Source organism: Pseudomonas sp. NFX71 (assembly GCF_048079215.1).
Classification (GTDB): domain Bacteria; phylum Pseudomonadota; class Gammaproteobacteria; order Pseudomonadales; family Pseudomonadaceae; genus Aquipseudomonas; species Aquipseudomonas fluorescens_B.
Genome location: NZ_CP182230.1, coordinates 4569569 through 4582168, shown reverse-complemented (window position 1 = coordinate 4582168; position 12600 = coordinate 4569569). Strand labels below are relative to the sequence as shown.

14 protein-coding genes are annotated in these 12600 nt (G+C 60.9%); 8 read left to right on the top strand and 6 right to left on the bottom strand.

Annotated features, from left to right (window positions below; genetic code table 11):
• The first annotated feature begins 20 nt into the window (after nt 1-20).
• Nucleotides 21-482 carry a GNAT family N-acetyltransferase gene (locus ACM1ZW_RS21490; RefSeq protein ID WP_414884493.1) on the top strand — a complete coding sequence of 154 codons (462 nt, stop codon included), beginning with the start codon at nt 21-23 and terminating at the stop codon, nt 480-482.
• 17 nt (nt 483-499) lie between these two features.
• Here ACM1ZW_RS21490 and ACM1ZW_RS21485 read toward each other — a convergent pair whose 3' ends face one another.
• The 3 genes from ACM1ZW_RS21485 to ACM1ZW_RS21475 form a co-directional block, all read right to left on the bottom strand.
• Entirely contained in the window at nt 500-1732 is a 1233-nt protein-coding gene (locus ACM1ZW_RS21485; protein WP_416739299.1) for a cytochrome c biogenesis protein DipZ, read from the bottom strand.
• Nucleotides 1733-1841: 109 nt separating this feature from the next.
• Complete coding sequence (locus ACM1ZW_RS21480; protein ID WP_017338030.1) at nt 1842-2096, bottom strand: hypothetical protein; 255 nt, start codon at nt 2094-2096, stop codon at nt 1842-1844.
• A gap of 48 nt (nt 2097-2144) precedes the next feature.
• Nucleotides 2145-2405, bottom strand: coding sequence for a DUF2790 domain-containing protein (locus ACM1ZW_RS21475; RefSeq protein WP_017338029.1), 261 nt, complete (start codon nt 2403-2405; stop codon nt 2145-2147).
• A 306-nt stretch (nt 2406-2711) separates the two neighbouring features.
• On the opposite strand from ACM1ZW_RS21475, the gene ACM1ZW_RS21470 reads away from it, so the two are divergent.
• From ACM1ZW_RS21470 to ACM1ZW_RS21450, 5 genes are all read left to right on the top strand, one after another.
• A complete protein-coding gene (locus ACM1ZW_RS21470) occupies nt 2712-3452 on the top strand; it encodes a response regulator (RefSeq protein ID WP_017338028.1) in 741 nt (246 codons plus the stop codon).
• Nucleotides 3449-4762, top strand: coding sequence for an ATP-binding protein (locus tag ACM1ZW_RS21465; protein ID WP_017338027.1), 1314 nt, complete (start codon nt 3449-3451; stop codon nt 4760-4762). Before ACM1ZW_RS21470 ends, ACM1ZW_RS21465 begins: the two co-directional genes overlap by 4 nt.
• 105 nt (nt 4763-4867) lie before the next feature.
• On the top strand, nt 4868-5500 hold the full coding sequence (locus ACM1ZW_RS21460; RefSeq protein ID WP_017338026.1) for a CDP-alcohol phosphatidyltransferase family protein: 633 nt from the start codon (nt 4868-4870) through the stop codon (nt 5498-5500).
• Entirely contained in the window at nt 5487-6086 is a 600-nt protein-coding gene (locus tag ACM1ZW_RS21455) for a lysophospholipid acyltransferase family protein (protein ID WP_017338025.1), read from the top strand. Before ACM1ZW_RS21460 ends, ACM1ZW_RS21455 begins: the two co-directional genes overlap by 14 nt.
• Complete coding sequence (locus ACM1ZW_RS21450; protein WP_017338024.1) at nt 6083-7030, top strand: phosphatidate cytidylyltransferase; 948 nt, start codon at nt 6083-6085, stop codon at nt 7028-7030. The genes ACM1ZW_RS21455 and ACM1ZW_RS21450 overlap by 4 nt, the downstream gene beginning before the upstream one ends.
• An 82-nt stretch (nt 7031-7112) precedes the next feature.
• Here the strand turns inward: ACM1ZW_RS21450 and ACM1ZW_RS21445 are convergent, their stop codons facing one another.
• The 3 genes from ACM1ZW_RS21445 to ACM1ZW_RS21435 all read right to left on the bottom strand — a co-directional run bounded on the left by ACM1ZW_RS21445 (nt 7113) and on the right by ACM1ZW_RS21435 (nt 10181).
• Nucleotides 7113-7871, bottom strand: coding sequence for a DNA-binding domain-containing protein (locus tag ACM1ZW_RS21445; RefSeq protein ID WP_416739298.1), 759 nt, complete (start codon nt 7869-7871; stop codon nt 7113-7115).
• Complete coding sequence (locus ACM1ZW_RS21440) at nt 7864-8703, bottom strand: DUF692 domain-containing protein (RefSeq protein WP_416739297.1); 840 nt, start codon at nt 8701-8703, stop codon at nt 7864-7866. Before ACM1ZW_RS21440 ends, ACM1ZW_RS21445 begins: the two co-directional genes overlap by 8 nt.
• Before the next feature lie 143 nt (nt 8704-8846).
• Entirely contained in the window at nt 8847-10181 is a 1335-nt protein-coding gene (locus ACM1ZW_RS21435; RefSeq protein ID WP_416739296.1) for an acetamidase/formamidase family protein, read from the bottom strand.
• 348 nt (nt 10182-10529) lie between these two features.
• On the opposite strand from ACM1ZW_RS21435, the gene ACM1ZW_RS21430 reads away from it, so the two are divergent.
• Nucleotides 10530-11576 (top strand): class I SAM-dependent methyltransferase, encoded by a 1047-nt coding sequence (locus ACM1ZW_RS21430; protein ID WP_416739295.1) that lies wholly within the window; start codon nt 10530-10532, stop codon nt 11574-11576.
• Nucleotides 11577-11724: 148 nt separating this feature from the next.
• On the top strand, nt 11725-12567 hold the full coding sequence (locus ACM1ZW_RS21425; protein ID WP_031318725.1) for an NAD-dependent protein deacetylase: 843 nt from the start codon (nt 11725-11727) through the stop codon (nt 12565-12567).
• Nucleotides 12568-12600: the final 33 nt, after the last annotated feature.

Genomic DNA, 12600 nt, shown 5'->3' with positions numbered 1-12600 from the left:
ACTTTTGAAAGGATTCAACCATGACACCCCAACTGGACTGGCTCGCCGCCCATCCGCAGCACAGCGACACCTTCGCGGCCTGGATTCATCGGCAATTCCACTACGAATACGCCGACCAACCCCTGACCGACTGGCAACAGGAGTTTGCCGAAGGCCAACTGAACGGCCACTGGAAATGCCTGATTGCGCTGGAGGGGAATCAATTGAAGGGTGGCGCAGCGTTGGCCAGAGCGGATCTGGCCCATCGCCCGGATCTGGGGCCGTGGCTGGCCTGCGTCTTCATCACGCCTGAAGCGCGCGGGAAGGGTCTGGCGGAGCGATTGATCGAGGGGATCTGCGAGGAAGCGAGGGCCAGCGGTGTAACGAGGATTTATCTGCACACCCAGGATAAACGCGACTACTACGCCAAGCGTGGCTGGACGGCGCTGGAATCTTTTCGGGCGTGGGACAAAGAACAATGGCTCATGGTGCGAGACCTTTGAGCCATTGATGTTCAGGCTTACGCCGCGGGTGCGGTGGCGGCCTTGGCGTCTGCCTTGGCCTCTTCCAGCAACTGTTGGATCATCTTCTCCTGAGTCTCGTAGCGACCTTCACCGAAGTGGGTGAAACGCACCTGACCCTTGGCATCGATCAGGTAGTGAGCGGGCCAGTACTGGTTGTCGAAGTTGCGCCAGATCGCGTAGTTGTTGTCGATGGCCACCGGGTAGGTGATACCGAGCTTCTTCACTTGATCCTTGACGTTGCCGATGATGCGTTCGAAGCCGTACTCCGGGGTATGGACGCCGATCACCACCAGGCCATCCTTCTCGTATTTCTTCGCCCAGTCTTTCACGTAAGGCAGGGTGTGCTGGCAGTTGATGCAGTCGTAGGTCCAGAAGTCCACCAGCACCACCTTGCCTTTGAGCGAGTCATTGGTCAGGGCTGGCGAGTTGATCCATTCGACGGCGCCGGACAGCGACGGCATGGCGCCTTGGGCGTTATCCATGGTCGTGTCGGCCTTGACCTTGCTGACCAGGTAATCCACCACTTTCGGTACGCTTTCCAACACACCTTTCTCCAGGGTACTGACGCCTTCGGACGAGGTGCCAGCGAGCAGAGTCTTGTCGGCGCCGGTGGAAATCACCACCGCGGCGGCCAGCACCGCAACCCCGGCCCCCTTACGCAACCAACCGGTGACCGGAATCGATGCTTTCAAGCGATTGACCAGGCCGCGACCGGCGAAAATCAGGGTGCCCAGGGACAACGCGCTGCCCAGGCCGTACGCCACCAGCAACAGACTGGTTTGCGCATTGGCGCCTTGCAGCATCGCACCAGTGAGGATCACCCCGAGGATCGGCCCGGCGCACGGTGCCCAGAGCAGACCTGTCGCGACACCGATCATCACCGACCCCAAAGGCCCGGACATTTTCCGGGTTTCCGGGTCGAGGCGGTTGCCCAGCAGGACCAACGGGCGAGCCAGCCAGTCACCGACCCGTGCAGATATCAGCGACAGGGCGAACAGACCCATCACGACCAGAGCCACATGACGACCGGTGTTGTTGGCTTGTACCACCCATTCGCTGCTGACCACGGCCAGGCTGGAGATCAGGGCGAAAGTCAGGACCATGCCGCCGAGGGTGAGCAGGATCGACGAGCGAGTGCGGTCAACGCCGGCGAACAGAAACGGTACGACCGGGAGGATGCAGGGGCTGAGGACGGTCAATATGCCGCCCAGGAAAGCGATGAGAAACATGGGGATCACCTTGAAATGAGGAAGGGCGACGTACCACCCATGACCTGTGGGAGCGGGCTTGCCCGCTCGCACATGGGATCAGGGGTGACGACTGAAACACTGTCCGGCCTCAGGCCGTCTGCTCATCCAGCAACTGACCTTGTGGCGTGCGGCTGCTGCCGTTCTCGGCCAACAACTGCCCTTGCGGTGTACGACTGGAGCCATCCTGTGCCAGGAAGGCGTTGGCGCCCTGCTCGTTCACCGGGGTCAGCTGGAAGCAGGTGCTGCTGCCGCAGGTGCTTTGTTCAACGGCTGTGTTGGCGTGGGCGGCGGCGCCGGCAAGGGCAAAGGCGGCGGCGGTCAAGTAGCGGGTTACGTTTTTCATGATGGTTTTCCTGTATCGAAGGGGATTGGCAATCGGTCAACGAAGGACTCAGTTGTCCGAGTCGCAGTCAGCAAATTTGCGGTAGTCCAAGACCTGGGTCTTGTTCTGGGAATCCAGGTAAGTCAGCTGGGCGTCCACAATCCCGCAGGAATTCGAGGCATCCTGTTTCAGCGACACCACTTTCTTGATGTCCAGGTGCGTGCCGTAGGAGTAGGTCTTGGCGGTGACGTCTGCTTCGGCACGGGCCGACAGGGTGCAGATGTTCAGGGCGGCAAACAGGCAAGCGGCGTAGATGGCTTTGGTATTCATGGTGGTTTCCTCAAGGCTTCAATAAGTAGGTCGTTCAATTGAGCCGAGGCGGTTGGGTTTGCCTCGATGGAACCTATTAGAAGCCTGCGAGGTATCTCGTCTGTGTCGAAAACCGGCGCCTGTAAATCGGTACGTATCAAAGGGGCCTGCGGATACACAGCGATACAAACCCCCTGAAATCCAGCGTTTTTGCGTCTGCGTGTATCCGCCGATACACCAGATACACTGCAATACAAAAGGTGGCGGGCGAATGGGCAAAGGCTCGATAGACTGTGCGTCATCCCCCATTTTCAGAGGCTTGGTCCCATGGAACACGTCGATCACATTCTCATCGTGGACGATGACCGCGAGATTCGAGAGCTGGTAGGCAACTACCTGAAGAAGAACGGCCTGCGCACCACCGTTGTCGCTGACGGCCGGCAGATGCGCGCGTTCCTGGAGTCCACGCCGGTGGACCTGATCGTGCTCGACATCATGATGCCGGGCGACGATGGCCTGATGCTGTGCCGCGAGATCCGCGCCGGCAAGCACAAGGCCACCCCGGTATTGATGCTCACCGCCCGCAACGATGAAACCGACCGCATCATCGGCCTCGAAATGGGCGCCGACGACTATCTGGTCAAGCCGTTCGCCGCCCGTGAATTGCTGGCGCGGATCAATGCGGTGTTGCGCCGTACGCGGATGCTGCCGCCGAACCTGGTGGTCACCGAAAGCGGGCGCCTGCTGGCCTTCGGTCGCTGGCGCCTCGACACCTCCGCCCGCCACTTGCTCGATGACGACGGCACCATGGTCGCCCTCAGCGGCGCGGAGTATCGGTTGCTGCGGGTATTCCTCGACCATCCTCAGCGCGTGCTCAATCGTGACCAGTTGCTGAACCTGACCCAGGGCCGCGACGCTGACCTGTTCGACCGCTCCATCGACTTGCTGGTCAGCCGCTTGCGTCAGCGCTTGCTCGACGATGCACGGGAACCGGCCTACATCAAGACCGTGCGCAGTGAGGGCTATGTGTTTTCCCTGCCGGTCGAAGTCCTCGGTGCGCCATCATGAAATACTCTCTGCGCTGGCCTCGCACCCTCGCCTCGCGGCTGTCGCTGATCTTTCTGATCGGTCTGATTCTGGCGCAGGCGCTGTCATTCGGCGCGCAGTATTACGAGCGTTACGAAAGCTCGAAGAACACCATGCTCGGCAATCTGGAAACCGACGTTTCCACCTCCATTGCCATCCTCGACCGCTTGCCGGCCGAAGAACGCATGAGTTGGTTGAAACAGCTGAATCGCCGTAACTACCGCTACTTGCTGAATGAAGGCTCGCCGGGTACGGCCATGAGCGACACGCCGATTGCAATGACGTCGATCAAGGACGCCATCGGCAAGGACTACCCAATGACCATGACCGACATTCCCGGCCCGGTAAAACACTTCCAGGTCCATCTGAAACTGGCCGATGGCAGCCCGGTGACCATCGACGTGATCCCGACGATGGTGCCGCTGTCGCCCTGGTTGCCCATCGTTCTGCTGGGCCAACTGTTGCTGATGATCCTCTGCACCTGGCTGGCCGTGCGAATCGCCATCCGCCCCCTCACCCGCCTCGCGCAGGCGGTAGAAACGCTGGACCCCAACACCCACGCCGTGCACCTGGATGAAAAAGGCCCGACCGAAGTCGCCCATGCCGCCATGGCCTTCAACGCCATGCAGGCGCGCATCGCGGCCTATCTGAAAGAACGCATGCAACTGCTGGCAGCGATTTCCCACGACCTGCAAACGCCGATCACGCGCATGAAACTGCGCGCCGAACTCATGGACGACTGCAGCGAAAAAGACAAACTGTGGAACGATCTCGGCGAAATGGAGCACCTGGTGCGTGAAGGTGTGGCCTATGCCCGCAGCGTCCATGGCGCCACCGAAGAGAACCGCCGCACCGATCTGGATTCGTTCCTCGACAGCCTGGTGTTCGACTATCAGGACGTGGGCAAAGACGTACAGCTCAGTGGAAAAAGTGAAGCGGTCATTGATATCCGGCCGCATGCATTGCGACGTGTGCTGGTGAACCTCACGGACAACGCGCTCAAATTCGCTGGCGCGGCTGAGTTGCGGGTGGAGTCGAAACCCGGCGGCAGTTTGTCGTTGAAGGTGATGGATCGCGGCCCCGGGATTGCCGAAGAAGAACTGGCCCACGTGATGGAGCCGTTCTACCGCGTGGAAAACTCGCGTAACCGCAGCACCGGCGGGACCGGCCTGGGCCTGGCAATTGCCCAGCAACTGGCACTGGCCATCGGCGGCTCCCTGACCTTGAGCAACCGCGAGGGCGGCGGTTTGTGTGCAGAGTTGAAGTTGCCGACTCGACCTGTCAGTCAGTAAACAGACACAAGGGCGAAGGAAAGCCTTTATATTGTCGGGCGCAGTCGGTGAATCGCCGCTGTGCTGTACTCGGCAGTACCTCATCATTGATATGGACATTGGCTAATGGATGAAAACAGAAGACCCATCAAGACGCGTTCTGCGGGATGGGCCAAACGCATCACCGACACGTTGGTGAAAAGAGACCTCTCCCCCAATCAGATCTCCGTGGCCAGCATCGCCTTCGCGCTCGTTGGCATCGTGGCGCTCAACATCGATAACGGCATTGCCGGCTCAATCCTCTGCGCAATCGGCATTCAGCTGCGCCTGCTGTGCAACCTCTTCGACGGAATGGTCGCGATTGAAGGCGGCAAGAAATCCGACATCGGCAGCCTCTACAACGAATTCCCCGACCGGATTGCCGACAGCCTGCTGATTGTCGGGCTGGGATATGCCATCGGCTATCCGGACCTTGGCTGGTTTGCCGCGCTGGCCGCGGCGCTGACGGCGTATGTCAGGGTGTTTGGCGGTTCGATCGGTCTCAAGCAGAGTTTCATCGGCCCGATGGCCAAGCAACACCGGATGGCGGTGATGACGGCGGGGCTTTTGCTGAACGCTGTCGAAGCGAGCGTTTATGGCAGTCATTACGTGCTGTTGATTGCGCTGGCCATCATCGCCATCGGCTCCGTTGCTACCTGCGTCACGCGAACGCTGGACATTTCCAAGCAGCTCAAAGGTGCCGCCCATGTGGATCAGTAATGCGTTGATTTCGGTGCTTCGTTTTCTCATCGGCGTCACGGCGAGGTGGGAAAGCCCGCCGGATCTTTCGCGCCAACGCATCTATTTCGCCAATCACACCAGCCACATGGACACCCTCGCCATCATCGCCGCCCTGCCCCCCGAAGCCCGGGTGAATGTGAAGCCGGTGGCCGCCGCCGATTACTGGGGAAAGAACCGGTTTCTGTCGTACATCTCGCAGAAAGGCTTGAATGCGGTCCTGATCGAACGTAACCCGGCGCCCGGTGTGAACGTGCTGGAGCCGATTTTCGATGTGGTGCGCGCCGGCCATTCGATCATCATCTTTCCGGAAGGCACCCGGTCCAGCCAGGCATTGCCCGGTGAGTTCAAATCGGGCCTGTATCGATTGAGCGAGGCCTTCCCCGATGTCGACCTGGTGCCCATCTACCTGGAAAACCTGCATCGCTCCATGCCCAAAGGCAAACACGTGCCGCTGCCGATTATCTGCACGATCCGCATCGGCAATCCACTGGAGAGGGTTGCCGGCGAGGAAAAACAGGTGTTCCTGGAGCGGGCGCGTGACGCCATTGTGAGGCTGTCGAAATGAGTCTTGAAGCAAAGTTCTTGTGGTTCTTTTTTGCGATCGCCTGTCTGCTGGCCGTGGCTTCGCTCATCGGCCGACTGCTGGCCCGACGGGCCAAAACGGAAAGCTCGATCTCGACCATCGAAAACCTCAACCAGCGCGTGAATGCCTGGTGGGGGATGGTGATCATCTTCTTCGTTTCCTACCAGTTGGGCGGTAACGCAACGGTCATCCTGTTTGGCTTCATTTCGCTGTTTGCGCTGCGGGAATTCATTACCCTGACACCCACCACCCGGGGCGATCACAACGCACTGTTCTCGGCATTTTTCATCCTGATTCCGCTGCAATACGTGCTGATCGGAACCCATTGGTATTCGATGTTCACGCTGCTGATTCCGGTGTACGCCTTCCTGCTGCTGCCGGCGATTGCGGTGCTGAGCCAGGACACCGAAGGCTTTCTGGAAAGAACCGCGAAGATCCAGTGGGGCGTGATGATTTGCATCTATTGCATCAGCCACGCGCCTGCGCTGTTGTTGCTCGACCTGGAAGGTTTCCAGGGCCAGAACGCGTTGCTGCTGTTCTATCTGGTGTTCGTCGTTCAGTTGAGTGACGTGTTGCAGTACGTGTTCGGGAAGCTCTTCGGCAAGCACAAGGTTGCGCCGCTGGTGAGTCCGTCGAAAACCGTGGAAGGCCTGGTAGGTGGCGGTTTGTCTGCCACGCTGATTGGCGGCTGCATGTTCTGGATGACGCCGTTCAGCTTCTGGCAGTCGCTGATGATGTCATTCGTCATCGTGGTGATGGGTTTCCTCGGCGGGCTGGTGATGTCGGCGATCAAGCGCAGCCTCAGCGCCAAGGATTGGGGCACCATGATCAAGGGCCACGGCGGCATGCTCGACCGGATGGACTCGATCTGCTTCGCGGCGCCGATCTTCTTTCACCTGACGCGGTATTTCTTTTCGGCCCAGTAAATAACGGGCATCCCCCATTCCCTGTGGGAGCGGGCCTGCCCCCTCCCACAGGGTTATCGGGTGCTTGGAGGATTGTGTTTGGTCAGGCAATTACGCCAACCACCCCTTCTCCCTGCATCTGCCGCAACAACGCCGTCCCGCTGTCGATGAAGTCCTGCGATCCGGTGGTTCCTGCCTCGACGGCCAATCCCTCCAGCTGCGCGCGCCCGTTCAGTACGGGAAACTCTCCAATGCGCTGCAACAACCGCCACGCCAAGGGGCTAAGCGCGGAAAACTTCACACTCCAGTCCTCAACCCGCCGCACCAGCAGCAACGTCGGCTCGGCCGGTACAGCGTCCGGTTGATAATCCGGTCCGACCAAATGCACCGGCCAGGCATACGCCAACGGCCAGGCCAGCGGCGAAATCCGCAACGGTCGATCCAGCAGCGCCCCGGCGTCGCTCGCCGGTAACGGCTCGGCCTCGGACTGCTGCAACGCCATCTCGACCCACTCGTAATGCGCCAGCTCCACCATGAAAGGCGGCCACGGCCCGTCGTTCAACGCCGGCGGCTGTGCGGCGAGAAACTCGACGAATTCCTGGGCGATCTCACCGAATTTCGGCGTGTGCGCGCGGTAGTCCCGCAGGAAGATCCGCATCAGCGAACGCCAGTGCTCATCACCCAGAATCTTGATCAACACCGGAAAAGTGCCGCTGAGCAGCATCGACAGGTTGTTGAAAATCAAGTCGCGGTAAACCTGCGCCCGCGCCACATCCATCCCGGCCGGTGGCGCGCAGTGTTCCGGGTCGCGCAGGTAAAGACCCAGGGTGTTCTGCTGTTGAAACAGGGTGGGTTTATCCACGGTTCATCCCCTTGGCCTGCAAGCTGCGGATGGTTCGCAATTCGGCGACCAATTCAGAGAACGCAGGGAAATTGAAATCCCGCTCCAGCAACGTCGGTTGCGCGCCGAACCGGGCATAGGCCTCGGCCAGCAACGACCAGACCACTGGCTTCACCGAGGCGCCATGGGTGTCGATTTTCAAGGTATCGGACTCATCGAAATGCCCGGCTATGTGCATCGCCACCACCCGCCCCGAATCGATGCCGGCCAGAAAGGTCTGCGGATCGAAACCGTGGTTGATCGAGTTGACGTACACATTGTTGACGTCCAGCAACAGGTCGCAATCGGCTTCGCGCAGCACCGCATTGGTGAACGTCAGCTCGTCCATGTCTTGCTGTGGCGCGGCGTAGTAAGAGACATTTTCCACCGCCAGGCGCCGACCGAGGATGTCCTGGGACTGGCGAATGCGCGCGGCGACGTGATGCACCGCTTCTTCGGTAAAGGGCAGCGGCAACAGGTCGTAAAGGTGGCCGTCATCGCTGCAGTAGCTCAGGTGTTCGCTGTACAGCGGCACGTTGTATTGATCAAGAAAACCCCGGACTTCCTGCAAAAACCCGACGTCCAGCGGCGCCGGCCCGCCCAGTGACAGTGACAGACCGTGGCAGGACAGCGGATACCGCTCGGCCAGGGCGCGCAACGCCGCGCCATGGGCGCCGCCGATGCCGATCCAGTTCTCCGGCGCGACTTCCAGGAAGTCGAAATCGCCCACCGGGGCGGCCTGGAGGTCCTTCATTAAACCGCGACGCAGGCCAAGTCCGACGGTGGCCTTCGTTGATGTGAGGGAAGTCTGCATGATGTCGATCTCAGGGGTTGCCAGAACAGAATCACAGTTAACCGAAGCGGTGTATCGGGCCTGTGTTCCGTTCCGGCAGAAAATCGCAGCGGTTGTATCGCCGGCGGGTCTGTACACACTTCGGTACAGACCCGCCGGTGGCGTTACGCCAGGTCGTATTTCTCGCGAACCAGATGGCCAATGCCCATGCGATCCAGCACCGGCATCGGGCACAGGAACGTCACGCGCACAGTGCCCGGCAAGCGGCTGATGTCGATGGAACCGGTGATGGTCGCGCGGTTGAGTACTTCGTCATACGGCAGGCCGGTAACCGAGGCGGCGCGTTTCAGGCCGTTTTCCACCGCCACGTTAAGGTTTTCGCCACTGCCGATGAAGGTGATCGGGCCGCTCTCTTCGATGTCATGCTGACCCCAGCGCTCGCCCAGCTCACGGACTTTCTGCCGCTGCCGGGCATTCATCGGCCGGGCCATCGGCGGCAGATCGTCGAGGTTCTGCAGGAGGATCGGCCCTTCCAGGGTCAGGTTCTTGATCACTTCGACCTGCACTTCGGTTTCCCCGGAGCAGTCGGTGGCGTGCCCGGCGATTTCGCCGTTGCCCTGCTGGGCATGCATGTCGCCCATGTACACGCCGGCACCCGGGACTTTCACCGGGCAGATCAGCACGCAGCCTTCGCGGATCGAGTTGGTGTCCATGTGACCGTCGGTCTTGGCCGCGTGCAGTTCTTCGCGGGTCATGCCGAAACGGTGCGGCGCGCCGATCAGGTACTGGCCGAAATCGGCGCAGTTGTGCGAGTCCGGCAAGTCCCGCGACGGCGTGGTGCCGATGTTGCCGAGGAACGGCCGCATGTGCGCGGCGACGCCGGGAATGTCAGCGCGGGCCAGGGACAGGATCGAATGCTGGGCGGCGAATTCCGGCAGCGCCGACATTTCGGAGGCGTTGCCGGCCAGTTGATTGGCGATGTCCTGATTGACGGTCAGGCTGACCTGGTTCTGCGCATCGAACACGATCACGTAACCGTGGCTGAAACGGAACGCGCTGACCTCGGCGCCACAGTTGTTGCAGCGAATCGAATCCTCGCCGATGCCTTCGACGTGACTGGCCGGGTGTTCGGTGCCGCATTTGCTGCAGAATTTCGAAACGAACGGGTCGCCGTTGTATCGGCCTTCGACAAAACTCATCACCCCGGACGAGGTGGCCAGCGACGTGACGCGCAGGCTTTTGATCTTGATCGCCACGGCATCGCCGATTTCGGCACCGGCGATGGCCACCGGTTGAGTGACTTCATGGCCGCCCTCGAAGGCTGGCGTAATCATCGGCCCCCAACAGCCCGGCGGCGTGCCGGTGATCAGGGTGCCACCGTCGGCCAATGGGCCGAGCATCGGCTGGCTCGGGCCGATGAGGCCGTTGGTGTATTGGTCGACGCGCAGGCGATCGACGGGGGTGGAATTCAGGTCGGTTTCAGGCAGAAGCATGGTCATTGTTGTCCCCTTCACGGTGTATAGGGCGCCAAGCGGCCTATGCAGTTCATCGCAGGTTTGTATCTGGGCTGTGTTCGGCAGTGGCGGGGAATGAACTGGAATGTGTCGGGGTGGTGTTTAGATACAGTGAGATACACACCCCCAATCCCCTGCGGGTTCCCACAGGGGATTGGGGGTGTCTGGAGGATGGGCTTTCGTCGCTGCGGCCGGCGGCCCACAACCACCGGACTAAACTTAGAGCACCCAGGACGCGGTTATTGTCCTGTTCATTCCCACGACCACCGCCCAGAGCTGAACGCCTCGAAAACAATGCCTCTGGACCGTGATCCTGCTGAAGGAGCACACATGATGGACGAGGCCAGACTCAACGATTTCATGGGCAAACTGGTGAACGACATGGGCGGTGCGGCCATGCTCGCCAACGTCATCCTCGGCGAAGAGCTCGGCCTGTACCGGGCCATGGCCGACAGCCAGCCAATCACCCCTGAAGCACTTGCCGACAAGACCGGCTGCAACCCCCGTCTGCTGCGCGAATGGCTCAGCGCCCACGCCGCTTCCGGCTATATGGAACACAGTGACGGCCTGTTCCGTCTGCCCGAAGAACAAGCCCTGGCCCTGGCCATCGAAGATTCGCCGGTCTACATCGCCGGTGGTGTCGGGGTGGTCGCGTCGTTTTTCCATGACAAGGACAAACTGGTCAACGCCATGCGCGGCAACGGGGCCCTGGCCTGGGGCGATCACCATCCGTGCATGTTCAGCGGCACAGAGCGATTCTTCCGCCCCGGCTACAAAGCGCACTTGATCACCGAATGGCTACCGGCCCTAGACGGCGTCGTCGCCAAACTCGAAGCGGGCGCCAAAGTCGCCGACATCGGCTGCGGCCATGGTGCCTCGACGGTGATCATGGCCCAGGCGTTTCCGGATTCGCGGTTCGTCGGCTTCGATTACCACGCCCCGTCCGTCACCGTCGCCACCCAGCGTGCTGAAGAAGGCGGCGTGGCCGGCCGGGCGCGGTTCTTCCAGGGCACGGCGAAAAGCTATCCGGGTGATGACTACGACCTGGTCTGCTATTTCGACTGCCTGCACGATATGGGCGATCCGGTGGGTGCAGCCCGGCACGCTTATGATTCGCTGAAACCCGACGGTACGGTGCTGCTGGTGGAACCGTTCGCCAATGACAAGCTCGACGACAACGTCACCCCGGTCGGCCGGTTGTTCTACGCGGCTTCGACCTTCATCTGTACGCCGAACTCCCTGTCCCAGGAGGTCGGGCTCGGGCTCGGCGCCCAGGCGGGTGAGGCGCGACTGCGCAAAGTGTTTACCGAGGCCGGATTCAAGACATTCCGTCGAGCCACGGAAACGCCGTTCAACCTGATTCTGGAAGCGCGTAAATAAGCACCGGTGACCGCGGACTGCGAACCGATTACTGTAGGAGCTGCCGAAGGCTGCGATCTTTGGATTTTATTGGTCGATGCTGAAATCGCTGAAAGTCAAAAAATCGCAGCCTTCGGCAGCGCCTGCAGGCCCCATCGGAGTGTTGAACATGCTCGACAGCCGTACCCGCGAACAACTCGACCGGCTCCAGCAGCTCATGGCCGACCAACCGTTTGTGGTCCTGACCGGTGCCGGCATCAGCACCCCGTCGGGCATTCCGGACTACCGCGACAATCAGGGCATACGGCGTGGCCGGCAGCCGATGATGTATCAGGAATTTCTCTCCGCCCCGGAATCCCGGCGCCGCTATTGGGCGCGGGCGATGCTCGGCTGGCCGCGGGTGCGCCTGGCACAACCAAATGTGGCGCACGAGGCGTTGGCCAGTCTGCAAAGCACTCGGCGGATCGGCGGATTGATTACCCAGAATGTCGACACCTTGCACGATCAGGCCGGCAGTCACGAGGTGATTGAACTGCATGGCAGCCTGCACCGGGTGTTGTGTCTGGATTGCGGGCAACGCAGCGAACGCGACTCGATCCAGCAGTTGATGGAAGCGCAGAACCCTTACCTGGCCGGTGTCGACGCGGTACAGGCGCCGGATGGCGATACCTTGCTCGATTCGGCGTTCGAGGCGCGCTTCCAGGTGCCGCAATGCCCGCATTGCGCCGGTGAACGGATGAAACCGGATGTGGTGTTTTTTGGCGAGAACGTGGCGCAACAGACGGCAGCCAAAGCGATGGCGGCGGTCGAGAAAGCCGCGGGCCTGCTGGTGGTCGGGTCGTCGTTGATGGCGTATTCGGCGTTTCGTTTGTGCCGGGCAGTGGCGGATCAGGGCAAGCCGTTGCTGGCAATCAACCTGGGGAAGACACGGGCGGACGATCTCCTGGACCTGAAGATTGAAGCCTCCTGCGAACAGCTGTTGCCGCTGCTGGCTCAACGCCTCTCCACCTGACGCCACTACCCCTTGTGGGAGCCAGCCTGCTGG

Bases quoted from the DNA above. Each gene is read 5' to 3' on its own strand.
- ACM1ZW_RS21450 (WP_017338024.1), top strand. From the start codon at position 6,083: ATGAGTCTTGAAGCAAAGTTCTTGTGGTTCTTTTTTGCGATCGCCTGT.
- ACM1ZW_RS21465 (WP_017338027.1), top strand. From the start codon at position 3,449: ATGAAATACTCTCTGCGCTGGCCTCGCACCCTCGCCTCGCGGCTGTCG.
- ACM1ZW_RS21490 (WP_414884493.1), top strand. From the start codon at position 21: ATGACACCCCAACTGGACTGGCTCGCCGCCCATCCGCAGCACAGCGAC.
- ACM1ZW_RS21460 (WP_017338026.1), top strand. From the start codon at position 4,868: ATGGATGAAAACAGAAGACCCATCAAGACGCGTTCTGCGGGATGGGCC.
- ACM1ZW_RS21475 (WP_017338029.1), bottom strand. From the start codon at position 2,405: ATGAATACCAAAGCCATCTACGCCGCTTGCCTGTTTGCCGCCCTGAAC.
- ACM1ZW_RS21440 (WP_416739297.1), bottom strand. From the start codon at position 8,703: ATGCAGACTTCCCTCACATCAACGAAGGCCACCGTCGGACTTGGCCTG.
- ACM1ZW_RS21425 (WP_031318725.1), top strand. From the start codon at position 11,725: ATGCTCGACAGCCGTACCCGCGAACAACTCGACCGGCTCCAGCAGCTC.
- ACM1ZW_RS21470 (WP_017338028.1), top strand. From the start codon at position 2,712: ATGGAACACGTCGATCACATTCTCATCGTGGACGATGACCGCGAGATT.
- ACM1ZW_RS21435 (WP_416739296.1), bottom strand. From the start codon at position 10,181: ATGACCATGCTTCTGCCTGAAACCGACCTGAATTCCACCCCCGTCGAT.
- ACM1ZW_RS21485 (WP_416739299.1), bottom strand. From the start codon at position 1,732: ATGTTTCTCATCGCTTTCCTGGGCGGCATATTGACCGTCCTCAGCCCC.
- ACM1ZW_RS21455 (WP_017338025.1), top strand. From the start codon at position 5,487: ATGTGGATCAGTAATGCGTTGATTTCGGTGCTTCGTTTTCTCATCGGC.
- ACM1ZW_RS21430 (WP_416739295.1), top strand. From the start codon at position 10,530: ATGGACGAGGCCAGACTCAACGATTTCATGGGCAAACTGGTGAACGAC.
- ACM1ZW_RS21480 (WP_017338030.1), bottom strand. From the start codon at position 2,096: ATGAAAAACGTAACCCGCTACTTGACCGCCGCCGCCTTTGCCCTTGCC.